At 71.6% G+C, this 17,138-nt stretch carries 17 protein-coding genes; 7 read left to right on the top strand and 10 right to left on the bottom strand.

Annotated features, from left to right (window positions below):
* Positions 1–5: 5 nt before the first annotated feature.
* Genes ABJI51_RS39100 through ABJI51_RS39090 form a run of 3 tightly spaced genes read right to left on the bottom strand, consistent with a single transcriptional unit; the run spans position 6 to position 2,656 of the window.
* Positions 6–1,901, bottom strand: coding sequence for a Na+/H+ antiporter (locus ABJI51_RS39100; RefSeq protein WP_348956203.1), 1,896 nt, complete (start codon positions 1,899–1,901; stop codon positions 6–8).
* A 22-nt stretch (positions 1,902–1,923) separates the two neighbouring features.
* Positions 1,924–2,331, bottom strand: a complete 408-nt coding sequence (locus tag ABJI51_RS39095; protein ID WP_348956202.1) for a nuclear transport factor 2 family protein — start codon at positions 2,329–2,331, stop codon at positions 1,924–1,926.
* Positions 2,332–2,353: 22 nt separating this feature from the next.
* Positions 2,354–2,656 carry a hypothetical protein gene (locus ABJI51_RS39090; protein WP_348956201.1) on the bottom strand — a complete coding sequence of 101 codons (303 nt, stop codon included), beginning with the start codon at positions 2,654–2,656 and terminating at the stop codon, positions 2,354–2,356.
* Between the two features lie 33 nt (positions 2,657–2,689).
* Here ABJI51_RS39090 and ABJI51_RS39085 point away from each other — a divergent pair, with 33 nt between their 5' ends.
* Positions 2,690–4,081 carry a carboxylesterase/lipase family protein gene (locus tag ABJI51_RS39085; RefSeq protein ID WP_348956200.1) on the top strand — a complete coding sequence of 464 codons (1,392 nt, stop codon included), beginning with the start codon at positions 2,690–2,692 and terminating at the stop codon, positions 4,079–4,081.
* 55 nt (positions 4,082–4,136) lie between these two features.
* Here the strand turns inward: ABJI51_RS39085 and ABJI51_RS39080 are convergent, their stop codons facing one another.
* The 4 genes from ABJI51_RS39080 to rnhA form a co-directional block, all read right to left on the bottom strand.
* A complete protein-coding gene (locus ABJI51_RS39080; RefSeq protein WP_348956199.1) occupies positions 4,137–7,205 on the bottom strand; it encodes a glycosyl hydrolase 2 galactose-binding domain-containing protein in 3,069 nt (1,022 codons plus the stop codon).
* 116 nt (positions 7,206–7,321) lie between these two features.
* Entirely contained in the window at positions 7,322–8,554 is a 1,233-nt protein-coding gene (locus ABJI51_RS39075; RefSeq protein WP_348956198.1) for a hypothetical protein, read from the bottom strand.
* A gap of 32 nt (positions 8,555–8,586) precedes the next feature.
* Positions 8,587–8,967: a YchJ family protein gene (locus tag ABJI51_RS39070; RefSeq protein ID WP_348956197.1), complete on the bottom strand. Its 381-nt coding sequence runs from the start codon at positions 8,965–8,967 to the stop codon at positions 8,587–8,589.
* 73 nt (positions 8,968–9,040) lie between these two features.
* Complete coding sequence (gene rnhA, locus ABJI51_RS39065) at positions 9,041–9,502, bottom strand: ribonuclease HI (RefSeq protein WP_348956196.1); 462 nt, start codon at positions 9,500–9,502, stop codon at positions 9,041–9,043.
* A gap of 86 nt (positions 9,503–9,588) precedes the next feature.
* Between rnhA and ABJI51_RS39060 the strand changes: the two genes are divergently transcribed.
* The 5 genes from ABJI51_RS39060 to ABJI51_RS39040 all read left to right on the top strand — a co-directional run bounded on the left by ABJI51_RS39060 (position 9,589) and on the right by ABJI51_RS39040 (position 13,150).
* The gene (locus tag ABJI51_RS39060; RefSeq protein ID WP_348956195.1) at positions 9,589–10,296 is read left to right on the top strand and encodes a Crp/Fnr family transcriptional regulator; all 708 of its coding nucleotides are present in this window, start codon (positions 9,589–9,591) and stop codon (positions 10,294–10,296) included.
* 111 nt (positions 10,297–10,407) lie between these two features.
* On the top strand, positions 10,408–10,575 hold the full coding sequence (locus ABJI51_RS39055) for a hypothetical protein (protein ID WP_348956194.1): 168 nt from the start codon (positions 10,408–10,410) through the stop codon (positions 10,573–10,575).
* A 200-nt stretch (positions 10,576–10,775) separates the two neighbouring features.
* Entirely contained in the window at positions 10,776–11,741 is a 966-nt protein-coding gene (locus ABJI51_RS39050) for a hypothetical protein (protein WP_348956193.1), read from the top strand.
* 6 nt (positions 11,742–11,747) lie between these two features.
* Positions 11,748–12,347, top strand: a complete 600-nt coding sequence (locus ABJI51_RS39045; RefSeq protein WP_348956192.1) for a hypothetical protein — start codon at positions 11,748–11,750, stop codon at positions 12,345–12,347.
* A 20-nt stretch (positions 12,348–12,367) separates the two neighbouring features.
* Entirely contained in the window at positions 12,368–13,150 is a 783-nt protein-coding gene (locus tag ABJI51_RS39040) for a DUF1684 domain-containing protein (RefSeq protein ID WP_348956191.1), read from the top strand.
* Between the two features lie 19 nt (positions 13,151–13,169).
* On the opposite strand, the gene ABJI51_RS39035 is transcribed toward ABJI51_RS39040, so the two are convergent.
* The 3 genes from ABJI51_RS39035 to ABJI51_RS39025 form a co-directional block, all read right to left on the bottom strand.
* Positions 13,170–13,655, bottom strand: coding sequence for an AMIN-like domain-containing (lipo)protein (locus ABJI51_RS39035; protein ID WP_348956190.1), 486 nt, complete (start codon positions 13,653–13,655; stop codon positions 13,170–13,172).
* A 120-nt stretch (positions 13,656–13,775) separates the two neighbouring features.
* Complete coding sequence (locus ABJI51_RS39030) at positions 13,776–14,999, bottom strand: hypothetical protein (RefSeq protein WP_348956189.1); 1,224 nt, start codon at positions 14,997–14,999, stop codon at positions 13,776–13,778.
* Positions 15,000–15,062: 63 nt separating this feature from the next.
* On the bottom strand, positions 15,063–15,740 hold the full coding sequence (locus ABJI51_RS39025) for an MBL fold metallo-hydrolase (RefSeq protein ID WP_348956188.1): 678 nt from the start codon (positions 15,738–15,740) through the stop codon (positions 15,063–15,065).
* A gap of 110 nt (positions 15,741–15,850) precedes the next feature.
* Here ABJI51_RS39025 and ABJI51_RS39020 point away from each other — a divergent pair, with 110 nt between their 5' ends.
* Positions 15,851–17,056 carry an acyltransferase family protein gene (locus tag ABJI51_RS39020; RefSeq protein ID WP_348956187.1) on the top strand — a complete coding sequence of 402 codons (1,206 nt, stop codon included), beginning with the start codon at positions 15,851–15,853 and terminating at the stop codon, positions 17,054–17,056.
* Positions 17,057–17,138: the final 82 nt, after the last annotated feature.

Genomic DNA, 17,138 nt, shown 5'->3' with positions numbered 1-17,138 from the left:
CGACCTTAACCGAGCTGTTTGTCCACGAAACACCATCGCCACGTCTCGCCCGGCTCGAAGCTGCGCATCACCGGGTGGCGCGTCTCGTGGAAGTGCTGCGTGGCGTGGCGGCGCGGCGAGGAGTCGCAGCAGGCGACGTTGCCGCACTTGAGGCACATCCGCAGGTGCACCCAGGTCGTGCCCTCGGCGATGCAGGCGGCGCAGCTGTCGGCCGAGCTGGGTTCCTTGTCGGTCCACTCGTGGGCCAGGTGCTTGCACGAACCGGCCGTCGCGGGCGGGGTGCGCAGCTCGCGGCCTTCGATGTCGGGTTCGTCCTCGTCGCGGTCGAGCATGGACTCCTCGATGTCCAGCCGTTCCAGGACCTTCCGCAGGACGTCGTCGTCGGCGCTGCCGTCGGCGCGGGCCTTGAGGAACTGGTTGCGTTCCACTTCCAGCAGCTCCAGCCGCAGGCGGCGGTAGGCGTCGCTGGGCGTCTCGGCCAGCGCGCTCTGCCTGCCGAGCTGTTCCCACGCCGAGTCGGCGCGGTGCTGCAGCCGGTCCCGCAGCCGCTGGATGATCTCCGGCGGGTCGTCGGGCTGCCGGATCTCCTCGAGCTTGGCCAGCGCCGCCCGGGTCATGTCGTGCAGCACGGCCGCCTCCTGCAGCGCGTCCTCCGCCGGGTCCGGCCGCGGCAGGCGCAGGCGGCGGATCAGCGCCGGCAGCGTCATGCCCTGGACGGCCAGGGTGCCTGCCACGACGACGAACGCCGCGAGCACCAGCACCGCGCGCTGCGGGGTGTCCGCGGGCAGCACGAACGCCGCCGCGAGCGTCACCACTCCGCGCATGCCCGCCCAGGCGATCACCGCCGAGTAGCGCCACGGCCAGATCTTCCGGTTGGCCCCGCTGGGCAGGAGACGCCGTTCGAGCCGCTTGACCGTGCCGATGCCGGCCAGCCACAGCACGCGCGTCAGGATCGTCGCGCCGAGCACGGCCACGCAGATCCAGGTCAGCATCGGCAGCGACAGCCCGCTTTCGGCGACCTCGGCGAGGATCCGCCGCAGCTGCAGGCCGATCAGCAGGAAGACCATGTTCTCCAGCAGGAACGCGATGGTCTGCCAGTTGAGCCGGGACGCCAGCCGCGTCGAGCCGGACAGGATCTGCGGTGCCTTGTGGCCCAGGATCAGCCCGGCGATGACCACCGCGAGCACGCCGGAGCCGTGGATCGCCTCGGCCGGGAGATAGGCGATAAACGGCACGGCGAACGACAGCGCGGTGTCCAGCACTGGCTCGTTCAGCCGGGCGCGGACGAACGCGGCCGCGAAGCCGACGGCGAGCCCGACCACGGCCCCGCCGATGGCCGCGCGGAAGAAGTCCGCGCCGACCTGCCACAGGCTGACCGACCCGGCCAGCGCGGCGATGGCGGTGCGGAGGGCGACGAGCGCGGCGGCGTCGTTGAACAGGCTCTCGCCTTCGAGCAGCCGGATCAGCTTGCGCGGCATCCCGACCCGGCGGGCGACGACGCTGGCCGCGACGGCGTCCGGCGGCGCGACGACGGCACCGAGCGCGATCCCGCCGGCCAGCGGCAGGCCGGGGATCACCGCCCAGGCGACGATCCCGACGCCGAGCGCGGTGAACACGACGAGCCCGACCGACATCAGCCCGATCGCCCCGCGGTTCTTCCGGAAGTCGACCAGCGACGTCTGGATGGCCGCCGAGTACAGCAGCGGCGGCAGCAGGCCCAGCAGGACGACCTCGGGATCGAGGTGGTACTCGGGCACGCCGGGAACGTAGGAGGCGGCGACGCCGACGACGATCAGGCACAGCGGGGCCGACCAGTCCAGCCGCCGCGCGACCGCGCTGACGACGAGGACGGTCACGACCAGCGCCACTATCTCTGCCGCGATGTGCACGGAGGTAATCATCACCCGCGCGCCGCGGCGGGCGTCACCGGGCCAGCTCGGTCAGCACCTCCGCGACCAGCTGGGTGTCCATGTACTCGGTGATCTCCCGGATCCGGCCGTCTTCGAGGCGGAACACGAAGCAGTACTTGTTGTCGTAGCGCGGCCCGGCCTTGGTGGTGACCCGGCCCTGCGCCTCGACCACGACCACGTCGTCCTCGGCGACGAACCGGCTCGCGGTGCTGGTGTAGGTGTCGGCGAACTGCGCGCCGAGCGGGCCCAGCAGGTCGCGGCGGACGGCGTCCTTGCCGCGGAAGCTGCCCGCCCAGCTGTTGTGCCCGCTGACGGTCCACACGACGTCATCGGCCATCGCGTCGAGCAGCGGGCGGATGTCGCCGGCCGCCCACGCGTCGAAGGCCGTCTTGAGGAGCTGCTTGTTCTCGGCTGCGGTCACGTCTTCCTCCCAGTGTCTGCCCCTAGTCAACACGCTGGAGTGCGCTCCAGGGCAAGTCCGGCTCGGCGACGAGGAGTGCGACGCCGGTCCAGGCCAGCGCGGCGCCCGACAGGGGCAGCAACTCCGCGTGCCGCGGCCGGGCGGACTCCGGCACGGTCGCGGCCAGCTCGTCGATGCGCTGTTGGATCCGGGCCTGGTCGGATTCCGTCAGGGTGCCGGCGTTCTGCGCGTCGGTGAACCCCGGAAACCGTACGGTGACTTCGGCACCATGGGTGCACCGCAGGACTTCGCCGTCGACGCGGAGCAGCGTGTCGGATATTGTCACCGATTTCCGTGTCCCCGTGCCTAGGCTGATTACGTGACGACGGTGGAGATCACGACCGGCGCCCTGCGCGGGGCCGGGAGAGACGGGGTCAGGACGTTCCTCGGCGTGCCGTACGCCGAACCGCCGGTGGGGGAGCTGCGGTTCCGCGCGCCCCGGCCGGTGCGGCCGTGGACGGGTGTCCGCGACGCCACCCGGTGGGCGCCGCGGGCTCCGCAGCCCGAGCTGACCGGGCGCGGATTCACCGGGGACGAGGACTGCCTTTATCTCAACGTCTATGCGCCCGAGGGACCCGGCTCGTACCCGGTGCTCGTCTGGATCCACGGCGGAGGCGGGGTCATCGGCGCCCCGCACCAGTTCGACGCCTCCGCCTACGCCCGCCACGGCGTGGTCGTCGTGACCGTCGCCTACCGGCTCGGCGTGCTCGGCATGCTGCACCTGCCCGGCGTCGCCGATTCGAACCTTTCGCTGCGCGACCAGGTCGCCGCCCTCGCCTGGGTGCGGGACAACATCGCTGCGTTCGGCGGTGACCCGGGCCGGGTGACGCTGGCCGGGCAGTCCAACGGCGGCCGGACCGTCGGGACGCTGCTGGCCGTGCCCGCCACGCGCGGGCTCGTCCACCAGGCGATCGTGCAGAGCGGCACCGGCGTCGGCGCGGTCGTGCACACGCCCGCCGAAGCCGCGTCGGTCGCCGCGCGGGTCCTCGCCGAGCTGGACGCCGAGCCCGAGGACCTCGCGACGCTGCCCGTGACGCGGATTCTCGAAGCGCAGCAGCGGGTCGCGACGGTGTCCGGGACCAAGGTGACCTACCGCGTCGTCGTCGGCGACGAGGTCCTGCCCGAACGGCCGCGCGACGCCGTCCGCGACATCCCGCTGCTCATCGGCACGACGGCCGACGAGGAGGACCTCTTCGCCTGGCTGCAGTCCGGCGGCGCGAAGCTGCTCGGCGCCGGTTCGACCATGCTGGACGCCGATCAGGTCGAGAAGGCCGTCGCGGCGTACACCGGGCTGCTCGGCTGGCCGGAGGACCAGGTCCGCAACCGCGCCCTGACCGCGGGGGACTGGTGGATTCCGGCGATCCGCTTCGCCGAGGCGCAGCCGGACGCGTGGATGTACCGGCTGGACTGGCGGATCGCCCCGCGCGGCCGCGGGCTCGGGGCGGCGCACGGGCTGGACCTGCCGCTGATGTTCGACGACATCCGCAACCGCAACTGGCGCTTCCTCTTCGCCGGGCGGCCCTTCCCGGCCGAGCGGCTGCAGGCGGTCGCGGACGAGATGTTCGGCGCCTGGGTCCGGTTCGTCACGACCGGCGACCCTGGCTGGCCGCGCTACACCCCGGCCGACCGGGTGACCCGCCTCTTCGACGACGTCTCCACGACGGTGTCCGACCCGGACCGCGAGCAGCGCCTCCTCTGGGAAAGCCTCTGAAGGCCACCATCACAGCATCCGATGCCGTGATGGTGGCCTTCAGGGACCTTTGGGCTCAGAGGGTGAGCTTGTCGACGTTCGGGCCGCCGTTGGCGGTCGTCGCCGTCGCCTTGATCCGGGACGTGCCCGCCGGAAGCGTCACGGGGACCGTGACCGTCTGCCAGGTGTCCCAGTTGCCGGTGCCGCCGAACGCCACTCCGGTGGCCACCTTCGTTCCGTTCACCGAGATGTCCATCGGCCGGTTCGTCGTCGTGCCGTTGGCGAACCGGAAGACGGCGTTGGCCGGGCCCGCCGCGGCCGTGGTCACGGTGAACTCCACCGCGCTGCCCGTCACGTTGTCGTAGTTGACGAATCCCGTGCCGGTGTAGCCGAGGTGGTTGGACTCCGCGACGCCGCTGATGATCGTCGCGTCCTCGGCCTGGTAGTCGGCCGGGGTGCCGGGGCCGGTCGTGCCGTCCGCGGGGATCGTCTGCGTGCCCGTGTTCCAGCCCGCGATCCGCACGGACGGCTTGCCGCCCTTGAGGTCCGCGGTCCGGTACGTCGCCGTCAGCGTCGCCGACTCGCCCGGCCAGAGGCTGACCTGGTTGTCGGTCCAGCGCACCGGCAGCACCGGCGCGCCCGTGCCGTCGACGACGTGCGCGTCGACGAAGAACGCCGGCACCTTGCCGGTGGAGCCGTTCTTCAGCGTCACCTTGGTCGTCGTGGTGCCGTCCGCGTTCGTCGTCGTGGACGCGGTCGTGTCCACCGCCACCTGGGCCAGCGAGTTCAGCCCGGACAGGTCCGCGTACGACGTCGTCGGCGTGTAGTACCAGTCGCTGTTGCTCCAGTCCAGCGTGTCGGCCTTGGTGGACAGCCAGTACACGTTCCGGCTGACCTCCTTGCCCGCCGCGTCGGTCAGCACCAGCTTCGCCAGGTACGTCGGCGACAGCCCGCTGACCGAGCCGATGGTCAGCGCGGTCGTCTTCGCGCCGTCGCCGCCCACCGAAACCGCCTTGGACTGGTCGAACTTCGGCGTACCGTCCACATTGAACAGCTGGACCCGCGCGGTCAGGCCGGACACCGGGTCGTGGTTGTGGTTGACGACCACGACCGACCTGGTGTCGTAGGAGTACTGGATGTGCAGCGGCTCGTTCGCCTTCTTGGCCCCGAAGTAGGAGCCGTTCTGGTCGAGGTAGGCGTCGAACAGCTGCCAGTGCAGCGACGTCCAGCCGCTGTTGAGCATCCAGTAGATGATCCCGGTGGCCGGGTTGGTGCTGTCGCTGAAGTTCCGCGAGTGCGACTCGAACTCGGCGCGGACGTTCTCGTACTGCGCCAGCTGTGCCTTGCGGACGAAGTCGGCGAGGCTCGACGGCGCGCCGTAGCGGCCGGAAAGCGCGTCACCGAACAGCTTCAGGTTGCCGAACGTCGACGACGAGGACCGGTGGTACTGCGGTGCCGACGGGTTCTTCCACAGCGTGTCCAGCTCGCTCGCCGACATCATCCGCTTGAGCGTGTCCATCGTCGGGATGTCCGGCCCGGCGCTGGTCTCGGAGTTGAAGCTCCACGCGCCGCCGCTGTCGGAGTGCGCCTTGTCGTACCAGTACACCGGCGGGATCCAGTCGTACGGGCCGTTCATCTTCATGCCCGACGAGCCCAGCTGCGGCGACGACTTCGCCGACGCGGCCGGGATCACCGGCGTGGCCCAGTCCGCGGCGGACAGCGCGTCGAGGTAGTTCTTCTCGATGGTCGCGTCGGGGGCGAAGTCGCTGCCGATGAGGAACGAGATGACGCTCGGGTGGTCGCGCAGCCGCTCGGCCTCCGCGGTCATCGACGCCTTCGCGACCGGGTAGTCCGCGGCCGTCCACGGGTCACCCTTCTCGCTGCCGTTGACCTGGCCCTCCCACTTGTCGCAGCACTCCCAGCCGGGCAGCGTCAGCACGCCCATCCGGTCGGCGAGGTCGAAGAACTCGTCCGGCTCGATGTGGCCTTCCAGGCGCACGGTGTTGAGCCCGAGGTCCTTGACGTAGGCGAGCTTGTCCGCGGCGGCCCGCTCGTTCCACCGCAGGAACAGGTCCGGCGAGTAGCCGCCGCCCTTGATCAGCAGCGGGCGCCCGTTGATCGTGTACGCGCGGCCGCCGCTGGCGTTCTTCGTCGCGGTGACCTGCCGGATGCCGAACGTCGAGTGCGAGATGTCCGACGCGGTCCCGCCGACGCTCGCGGTCAGGTCGAGGTCGTACAGCGGCTGGCCGCCCATCCCGGCCGGCCACCAGATCTGCGGGTTGTCGATCCCGACCACCGGGAACGTGACGGTCTTCTTCTCCTTGGCCGCCAGCGAAACCGTCTGGCTGATCGCGCGTCCGGCGACCGTGCCGGACACGGTGGCCGACACTGCGGCGGCGCTGTCGTTACGGACGTCGGCCTTCACCGTCAGGTCGGCGTGGCTCAGCCCGGTCAGCTTCGTGACGACGTGGCCGCCGCGTAGCGCGACCGGGCCGCTGTGGCGCACGAGGACGTCGCGCACGATGCCCATGTTCTGGTCCGGCGGGGTCTGCGCCCAGTCGATCCAGCCCATCGACAGGTCCTTGTTCGGGTCGTTGGGGTAGACCTTGAACGCGACGCTGTTCGTGCCCGCCTTCACCAGCGCGGTGATGTCCAGGTCGTGGCGGGTGTAGGCGCCGTTGACCTGCGTCTTGTCCGCGACGCGCGTCCCGTTCACCCAGACGTCGGCCTTGGACAGCACGCCGCTGAAGTCGAGGTAGGTGCGCTGGGTGGTGTCGGCGACGGTCAGGTCGGTGCGGTACCACCACGGGACCTGGAAGTCCGCGACCGGCACGTTCTTCATGTTCGTCGAGTAGAACGGGTCGGCGTACTTGCCGTTGGCCAGCAGGCCCGCGTAGACGGTCGAGCGCGGGCCGACGGGATACCAGCCCGCCGTGTCGAAGCCCGGCTTCGACACCGCCGAGTCGTCGCTCACCTTGGCCGATGTCTGGATCAGGAAACCGGGGACCGCGGTGGCGGGCCCGGCGGCGACCATGGCGCCCGCCGGTTCCTGCCCGGTCGCGGCCGGGGCGGCCGCCCCGCTCACCGCGACGGCCAGCGCGACCGCCGACCACAGCCGTCGAGTTCTTCTCTGCCGATAGCTCACTAGCGCGCCTCCTAGGCACCGCGGCGGCGAGGGACAGGTGGCATTGTTAGTAAAGTTCCCTAACAATTGCGGACGATAGTAGCGGTCCGGTCAGCGGGAGAACAGGGGCGTTCCGGTCATCCCTGAGCGGCCTGCCACAGGGCGGCGGCACGCAAGGCCAGCAGCAGCGGCAGGGAACCGTCCTCCCAGAGCCGCTGCGGGAGTGCCTCGCTGAGCGGGACACCCCCGGCCAGCGCGGCGCCGAGCGCGGCGAGATCGACGTCGAAGAGCGTCAGGCCCGCGCTGTAGAGCCGTTCCCCGCTGACCGGGCGGCGCCGGGCGACCTCGGCGCTGTCGACCCCCAGCCGGGTGAGGCCGAAGAACTCGGGCTTGGCGCCGCGGTCCATCCACCGCGCGAACCCGACCAGCCGCGTCGACCGGACGTCCCCGGCCGCGAGCCCGCTCTCTTCGCACAGCTCGCGGTCCATCCCGGCGCAGACGGCGGTGTGCAGCGACCGGCGCGTGCCGCCGTCCGGTGTGCGCAGGTCACGTGGTTCGAGCGAGCCGCTGCCCGAGGGGGCGAGCAGCAGCCCGCTCACGGCGTTGAGTGCCGACTGCCGGACGGTGACGAGCCTGCCGTCGCTGGTGAACGCGACCGTGGAGACGCCGACGTGGTCGGCCAGCGAGCTGCTGCTCAGTGCCCGCAGCGCGCCCGCGGAGTCGGTCAGCTCGGCCTTGCGCAGGTCGTACTCCTCGCCGGTGCCGGCGCGGGTGATGCGGAGCGTACCCAGTTCGTTCGAGCAGACGGCGTCGAAGAACCGCGCCCGGTGCAGCCGGACCGGCGCGGGCCGGGCGCCGGTGGCGGGCAGCGGGTCGCCGCGCATGCCGACGACCGGGCCGTTGAACAGCAGGCGGCCGCGTGCCCGCAGCGGCAGCACGTGCGGCGCGGTGGCCTTCAGCGCAGGCGGCAGCCGGTAGGGCTCCTCGGCGAGTTCGATCGTGTGCCGTCCGGTCCAGAGGTCCCGGTCGATCGCGGCGCTGACCAGCGCCGTCCCGCGAGCGGGCACGGCGAGGTACGTCGCGTCGGGATACGACGACGGCGGCGGCAGCTCGGCGGTGGGGAAGGGCGCGGCGATGGCGGTGAACTCGAAGCCGGCCCACCGGCGGCGCAGCAGCCGGACGTCCCGGCTGAAGGTGGCGACACCGAGCGCGAGCGCGACGACCGAGAGGACGACGCCGACGGCACTCGGCAGGATGGTGACGACCCCGAGCACGACACCGAGCCCGGACGCGGCGAGCGGCCACTCCCGGGCGCCGACGAAGCCGAGGTAGTCCGCCTTCGCCCGGACGCGGCGCGTCAGTTTTCCCATCGCCGCACTGTTTAGCACGCCGGACGCGGGTTTCAGGCCTCCGCGTCGAGATAGACCCAGTGGCCGTCCTCACGCCGGAAGCGGCTGTGCTCTTCGACGAAGCCGTCCCGCCCGTGGTGGCGGTAGTGCGCCCGGAACTCGACGGTGCCCTCGGTGTGCAGCAGGCCCCCACCGGTGCGGCCGAGGATCTCCAGCCGCGTCCACTCCTGGCCGGGATCGAGCACCAGCCGCCGCGGCCGGGTGTCCGGATGCCAGGTGCGCAGCAGATAGGCGGTGTCCCCGACGGCGAAGGCACTGAACCGCGACCGCATCAGCAGCTCGGCGGTCGGCGCGGTCAGCCCGCCGTCGTGGAACCGGCCGCAGCAGGCGGCATAGGACTCGGCAAGGCCGCACGGGCACGGGGCGGGTGGCATCGGGGAATTGTGCCATGCCGGGCAGGTGCCGGCGATCGGCGCCGGCTTGGCGCGGCGACCGTCCTTTCCGGACTCAACCGGCGTTGACCGGCTTCCCGCTCTCCCGCGCCTCCTGGGCGCCGCGTACCGCGAGCCGGTCGGCTCGCTCGTTCTCCGGGTGGCCCGCGTGGCCCTTGACCCACAGCCACTCGACGTGGTGCTCGCCGATCGCCGCGTCGAGGCGCTGCCACAGGTCCGCGTTCTTCACCGGCTCGCGGGCCGTCGTCTGCCAGCCGTTGTTCTTCCAGCGGGGCAGCCACTGCGTGATCCCGTTGCGGACGTACGTGCTGTCCGTGTACACGCGGACCTGCGACGGCCTGGTCAGGCTCTCCAGCGCGCGGATCGGGGCCGTCAGCTCCATCCGGTTGTTCGTCGTCGGCGTGGCTTCGCCGCCGTACAGCTCGCGCTCGTGCCTGCCGTAGCGCAGGACCGCGCCCCAGCCGCCCGGTCCGGGGTTTCCGCTGCACGCGCCGTCGGTGTAGATCTCCACGTCCACGCGCAGACCCTACCGGGAACGCCACTCGCCCCGGTCCGCCACGCCGGGTTACGGTGGAGATCCGGAGTGGAGCGGGGAGGCCTCCGATGGGTGGGCACGACGACGCGGCGGAGGGGGCGCTCCTGGCCTACCTCGCCGACAGTGACCGCGAGTACCTGCTCTCCCGGGGCGTGCGCCGCCGCTTCCGGGCGAACGATCTCGTGCTCATGGAGGGCGACCCGTCCGACCACGTCCACGTGCTGGTGTCCGGCTGGGTGCGCGTCTCGGCGATGTTCGAGGACGGCCGCGAAGTGCTCTTCGGGCTGCGCGGCCCCGGCGAGGTCCTCGGCGACATCGCGGCCGTGACGGGGTGGCCGCGGACCGCCTCGGTCCGCGCGATCGAGCCGTGCCTGGTCCGGCAGCTCACCCGCGCCCAGTTCCTCGCCGTCCTGCGGGCGCGGCCCGAGATCGCCCTCGCGACGATCAAGACCGTCGCGGTGCGGCTGCGGCACGCCGAGTCGGCGCGGGTCGACTCGGCCGCCCTCGACGTCAGCCGCCGGGTCGCGGTGCACCTGCTCCGGCTGGCCGAGGAGCACGGGCGGGCCGTGCCCGAGGGCATCGTCATCGAAGTGTCGCTCTCGCAGGCCGACATCGCCGCGCAGATCGGCGCCGCCCGGCGTACCGTGGCGCGGGCGCTGGCCATGCTGCGGGGGCGCGAGATCATCGAGACCGGACGCCGCCGGATCCTCGTCCGCAAGCCGCGCGTCCTGCGCGCCTTCGCCCACTCTGAGCCAAACGGCACACAACGTCCGTGACAGCGGGCATCTGACGTTCGCCGCCGCCCGGCGATTCTGGAATCGGCCGGGAAACGACGAGATGCCACCCGGCCGGTTTTCCTTTTCGTGCGAGGGCGGGGAGTGCTTGTCGTGAACGTCTACTGCAGGATTCTGACCCTGGTGAAATCGGTCTTCGTCGCGTTCGTGGTCGGTGCCGTGGCGGGATTTCTCGCGGCTACCGGAAACGCGGCGGAGTCGTCCGCGCCGGCGTTGCACGGCACCGCACCGATCTCTGCCTCCGCTTCGGTGCAGCGATGAGGAGGTGTGTGTGATGGAAAGCCACTCGATCTGGGCCCTGATCTTCGGGGCCCGCTGACCCGCGGTGAGCACCCGGCCGGCCGGCTCGTGGGGGGCCGGCCGGCCGGGCATTACGCGGGAATACCGTGTCCCGGATTTGTCATGCCGCCGCGGAACTGCCGCTGGTAATGTGAGCAGCTGTTTCGACGGGGAGGGATGGGATGCCGGAGGAGAACTCCTTCCCGTTCGTGCGTGAACTGAACGAACTGCGCCGCGGCCGCGGTCTCGAGGCGGCCGACCTGCACCAGCGGATCGGCCCCTGCCTGCGTGCGGCGTGCGGGATCGACGGCGCCGACCAGCCCGCGGCCGCGCGCGAAAAGCTCGTGCTGCGCCTGACCGCGCTGTGCGGACGGCTGCCCGCGGACCTGCGGCTGGCCGCGCTGGCGGCGTTCGGCCTGCACGAGGAGGCGGCAGGGGAGTTCCTCGACCGGCGGATCTCGTGGCTCGCCAGCGTCCTGGACCGCGACCCGCGTACCGCGCGCCGCCGGATCGACCTGGCGTTCCGTCGGCTCGACGAGCTGCTCGGCGCGCCCGCCCGCGAGCGCGACGCGCATCCGCTCGCCGGCTGGTACGTCGAGTCGATGAAGGCGATGGTCCGGCTCGACCGCGAGCCGGCGGACCTGCAGGAGGAACGCCGGATCGTCGCGGAGGTCGACGAGCTCGACGAGCTGGTGCTGTCGTTCAGCGTGCCGGCCGAGCCGGGCAGCGACCCGGTCCCGGACATCACCGCCGACGTGCTGTTCGGCGGCGAAATCGTGGAAGCACGCCAGGTTTCGGCGAGCCACGCGCAGTTCGTCATGCGCCTGCCGAGCCCGCTGTGCCTCGGCCAGCGCCACGAGTACGGCATCCGGTTCGCGCCCCGGCGGACGAAGCTGCGGCCGTACTACGTCCTGACGCCGCTGCGCCGCTGCGAGGAGTTCTCGGTGCGCGTCCGGTTCGACCGCGCCGACCTGCCGTCCCGGGTGTGGCGCCTCAACGGCGTGCCGGGCCGGGTCATCGACGACGGCGTCGACTCGGGCGACGCGCTGACGGTCAACCGCGTCGGCGAGGTCGGGCTCGAGTTCCACGACCTGCACCAGGGCCTGAGCTACGGCCTGCAGTGGTCGTTCGACGCGGGGACGGGCTGAGCGGCCGTGCGCACCGTGCCGGTGACCGCGACGGTCGTCCGGATCGGGATCGCCGCGCCGGGCCGCGGCCGCACGGCCCGCGCGGTGCACCTCGGCGTCACCCTCGACGCGGTGCTGGACGAGCTGTTCGAGCAGGTCCCGGTGCCCTACCGGACGCCGACCTGGTACCGCAGGCCCGAAGGCGACCACACGACGCTGGTGATCCCGCCGACGGTGCCGCGGCGGTGGGTCGCGACGGAGCTGGTCGCGCTGCTGGCCGGGGCGCTGCGGCGCCGCAACCGCCACCTCAACGAGTTCGGCAGGCTGCGGCTGCGACTGGCGGCCGACCACGGTGACGTCGTGCTGCGCCCGCCGTACGCCGGGGGTGCCGCGGTGGCGCTGTCGGCGTGGCTGGCCGAGTCCGCGGAGCTGAAGGCGGCGCTGGCGGCGGCCCCGGCGGCGGATCTCGCGCTGATCGTCTCCGACCGGTTCCACACCGCGCTCGGCGACGACCCGGCGTTCCGGCGGGTCGTCGTCCTGGCCGGGGGAGAGCGCGAGATCGCCTGGCTCTGTCCGGATGCTGGGACACGGAATACCGGCGCGGACGGCGGGTTGGCACCGTCGTAGCCGACGGGAAGGGGCCCGCGATGAGCACGTTCACGCAGGAGTGGCAGGACTGGAAGGCCCGGCGCGAGGCCGACCTGGCGGAGCCGTACGGCTGGCTGGCGCTGGTGTCACTGGACTGGCTGACCGGCACGCCGCGCGAGTACCCGGGCATCCCCGGCAGCTGGTGGCAGGACGCGGAGGCGGCGTACGTCGACCCGGCGGGCGCGTCGCTGTCCCACGAGGGCGCGCCGATCACGGACGTGAAGCGGTTCGAGCTGGTCAACAGCGGCGCGGGCACGCGGGTGCTGGCCGGCGACGTCGAGATCGAGGTGGCCCGCCGGTCCGGCTACCTGATCCGCGTGCACGACCCGAAGGCCGAGGTCCTGCGCGAATTCCGCGGCGTCCCGGCGTACGAGCCGTCGCCGTCCTGGGTGCTGACCGGGCACTTCGAGCCCTTCGACGAGCCCCGGCCGACGACGGTGGGAGCGGTGGTCGAGGGCCTGAGCCACGTCTACACGGCGCCCGGCGTGGTCCGGTTCGCCCGCGACGGGGTCACGCACACGCTGACGGCGTTCAACGGCAAGGACGGCGGCCTCAGCATCCTGTTCACCGACGAGACGAGCGGCGTCACGACGTACGCGGCCAACCGCTCGCTGCCAGTCCCGCCGCCGGCCGAGGACGGCACGGTGACGCTGGACTTCAACCGCGCGGTGAACCTGCCGTGCGCGTTCACGGACTTCGCGACGTGCCCGCTCCCGCCGTCGGGCAACCACCTGCCGTTCGCGGTGGAGGCGGGGGAGAAGATCCCGTACGAGCGCGGGTGACTCCCCCGCCGCCTGCCATTCAGTGGGCGACGTCGATGACGACGCGGTTGGGCGAGGTGAGGGTGAAGACCTTCACCGCGGTCCGCGTCCGCACCCCGATCCCGATGGACGTCTGGGCCTCGAAGTCCCCGGTGAGGGCGATGGCCATGACGTTGCGCAGATTCCAGGTCCGGAACTTCTGCGGCCCGGTGTAGGTGGGATTCCCGCTGGAGTCGTGCGCAACCAGCGGGAAGGCGGAGACGTTGACGAAGTACTGCCCGGTGAGCCACACAACCTCCCCGCTCGGGTCGGCGGTGAGCTCGTCGACCAGCTGGTAGTTGACCGAGGACGGCACCGTCCCGGCGGACAGATCGAGCACGATCCGGTCGAACCCGGCGTTGAGCCCGGTCCGGATCCCGGTGAGCGCGGCAGTGGAAGGCCCGGCCTGAGCCGGAACAGCGGCAGCAAGCGTCCCGGCAAGCAGGAGCACGACGGCTGCGAGCGCACGTCTGAGTGTGGTGGACATGGTGGACCTCCTGGCGGAGAGAGCCGATGGAAGTCCCAGCGCTGGGTATGCGGGGAGACGCCCGGTTCGTCCTGGCGTTGCCTGGCGAGGCTCAAGCGTTATCCGGCTGCTCCGACCGGGTCAGCCGCGGATCAGGGAGAAAACCGATCCGTCGGCCGTCGCCGAGTACACCTCGCGTTCCCGGTCCCCGGCCGGTGACTCCCGGAGCCGGCGGGCGAACGCGTCTTGTGCCTCCGTCACGTCCCCGGCGGACGCTCCGGTGAGCGCTTCGTCGACGGACTCGTCGATGCCGTAGCGGACGGTGAGCCGCTCGGTGCCGAAACCGAAGTCGAGGCTGGTGCCGCGGGCGGTTCCCACCGGGGTTTCGAACGTCACGCGATCTCGCGGCCGTCGCCGGAGCCGGTCCTGCATCACCTCCGGTGCCCACCGCTCGAGCGCACTGAGGTTGCCGCCGAAATCCGCGAGCATGGCCCAAGAAGCTCGGAGAGCGGCACTGGTGATCTCGGCCGCCAGGACGTCGGCCCGGTCGGACTCGAAGCGGAACTGTCCGCCACGGTCCAGTGCTTCCGCTGTGACCTCGTAGGACGGTTCGTCGTCGTCACCCGGGTCGACCGCCAGATATGACGTCCGGCTGTCGCCGGTGACCACGGCGGTGGCCAGGCCGTGGGGTACCCGCCCGCCGACTGTGACGCCGTCGAGCTGGCCGACGGCTCGCGCGAGCTGGGGCACGGCGTGACCGGGATTCTTCGTCCCTTTGCATTCGAGCACCCGCAGCACATAGCGGCTGTTGTCCCGCCGGTCGGCGCCGATGAGGAGATAGTCGGGGCGCTGGGTGCCGATGTGCTGAACCGCGGCGCTCGGACCGAAGACGAAGCGTGCGTCCAGCGCCACGTCGATGTCGACCACCGTACGCAGGGTGGCCGCGCTGGTGTCGTTGAACCAGCGCGCCGCCAGCGCTGCCCCGAACGCGATTCCCATCTCCTCCGAGGTCACCCGCCGCTGGTTCCCGGCGATGCGGCGCCCTGCGTCGCTCAACGCGAGTTTCGGCAGGCGCGAGTGGGAATAGTCGTGTGCGAAGAATCCCAGGTAACGCAGAAGACCCCACCACAGGTACCGGTCGAGCACATCGTCCTGATACCGAGGCCGCGTGACGTAGGAGAGCCAGTGCAGAGCCTCGACGGGACGCAGCACGATGCCGTCCTCCAGGCCGGTTGCCGGCCGCAACGGCTTGCTGGGTGCGCTGAACTCCTTGCGCTGCCGTATCTGCCGGATCAGCGCTTCGTCGCTTTGTCCCGCCAGGTGCACCGGGGTGTCGACCACGGTGAACGCGTCTTCGAGATCCATCCTGTCCCCCCGTAACCGGAAGCGGCGAGCCGCGTCAGGGTTAAGCGGCCCGCCGCGATCACCTCACCAGCCGCGCTCGCGCCACTCGCCGAGCTTCGGGCGCTCCGCACCCAGCGTCGAGTCGTCCCCATGTCCCGGGTAGAACCACGTCTCGTCCGGCAGTTCCCCGAAGATCCGCGACTCGACGTCGTCCATCAGCGACGTGAAGTCCTCCGGCGACCCGGTCTTCCCGACCCCGCCGGGGAACAGTGAGTCCCCGGTGAACAGGTGCGGGTGGCCGGCAGGGTCGCGGTACAGCAGCGCGATCGAGCCCGGTGTGTGTCCACGAAGGTGAATAACCGAAAGGGTGACCTGACCCACGGAGAGTGTGTCTCCGTGTTCCACCAGGAAGTCCGGCGGTACCGGCAGCGGCCCCGCGTCCAGCGGGTGGGCCGCCGTGTTCGCGCCGTTTGCGCCCGCCACCGCTCCCAGGGCCTGCCAGTGGTCCTGGTGCTGGTGGGTGGTGACGACCGTGCGCAATGACGGGCGGTCCGGGCCGTGGCCGACCAGGTCGCTGATGCGGTCCGGGTCGTTGGCCGCGTCGATCAGGAGTGCCTCGTTCGACTCTCGGCACACCAGCAGGTACGTGTTGTTGTCCATCGGGCCGACGGACAGCTTGGTGATGGTCAGCGCGTCCAGGGTCCGGCGGGTGGCGGCGCCGCCCGGGTCGACGTGCCCGGTGTAGGTCTCCACGATGTTCACCGTGCACACGGTAGTCGTTTCGCTCCAAGCGGTTCCACCCGCACAAGCACCTCCGCGTCACGCCACGTAGGCTCACGGCGACCCGCCAGCCCGACTCCTCCAGGACGACCGTGCCCACCTCCCCGACCCCGCGCCGGATCAGCTGGGACCTCCTGCGGGTGGTCGCCGTCTTCGCCGTCGTCCTCGGGCATGTCACCCACCAGGGCGCGCTGCTGCACCCCGAGCTGACCGGGTACCCCTTCCGGGTCACCGCGCAGTTCGGGGCCGCCATCCTGCTGGTGATCTCCGCTTTCTTCGTCTGCGCCAGCCTCCGCAAGGGACACCCCGGGCGCTGGCTGGGACACCGGTTCGCGCGGCTCGTGCCCGCCTACCTGGTCGCCGTCCTGGTCACCTACGTCGTCACGCGGTGGGCCGCCATCTCCTTCAGCGGCCTGCCCTACCCGCCTGGGGTCACCGGCTTCCTGTTCGGCGTGCCCCCGGGGCCGCCGGCGAACCCGTCGCCGTGGTACATCCCGACCGGGCTGGACCTGGTCGCCAACCTCGGCATGGTGCAGGAGTGGGGCATCCGCTCGGACTCCTTCTACTACCTCGACGGCTCCTACTGGACACTGCCGGTGCAGCTGATGGCCTTCACCGGCGCGGCCCTGCTGTGGCCGCGGCCGTGGCGCACCCACCGGCTGACCGTCGCCCTGCTGTGGGCGCTCATCCTCGTCCCGCTCGGGCTCCGGTTCCTCGTCTTCCCGCCGGGAACCGCGAGCCCGGTCGTCGAGACCTTCTACTACGGCCTGGGCCTGCACCGCCTGCACGTCTTCGCCATCGGCGTCGCCGTCTGGCTGTGGGCGCAGCGGCGGCTCAGGACGTGGCACGCCGCGTTGTTCGTGCTCGCCGCCGTCGCCGCGCAGGACCTGCAGGTGTTCCCGTTCCACCGTGCGCTGCCGCAGGACGCCGAGCGCTGGCCGTCCACCATCGGGTTCGCCGTGCTGCTCCTGCTGGTCTGCCTGGCCGCCCGCGGCCCCGACTGGCGGTTCCCCGGCCTCGCCCGGATCGCCCCGGCCGTCACCTGGCTCGCGGGCATCTCGTATGGTCTCTATCTGGTGCACCAGGAACTGGGTTACATCCTGGCCCGTGCCCTGCTCGATCTCGGCCTCCCCGGCTGGCTGCGGCTCCCCGTGGTCGTCGGTGCGGCGGTGCTGGCGGGCTGGGCGGTCACCGTGGGGGTCGAACGCCCGGCCCACCGGTGGCTCACCAGGCGCCGGAAGCCCGAAGAACCGCAGGTCAAAGCCGCGGAGCCGGTTTTTGTCGGTGGTGACTCGTAGCATGGATCGCGGCCGCCCGTACAGCTGTTCGAGACCGGACAGACCGGGCCGGCGACCGCAGCAGAATGACATTGAGAGGACC

This window comes from Amycolatopsis melonis (assembly GCF_040064235.1).
GTDB classification, from domain to species: domain Bacteria; phylum Actinomycetota; class Actinomycetes; order Mycobacteriales; family Pseudonocardiaceae; genus Amycolatopsis; species Amycolatopsis melonis.
This window is presented reverse-complemented; position numbering and strand designations above follow the sequence as displayed.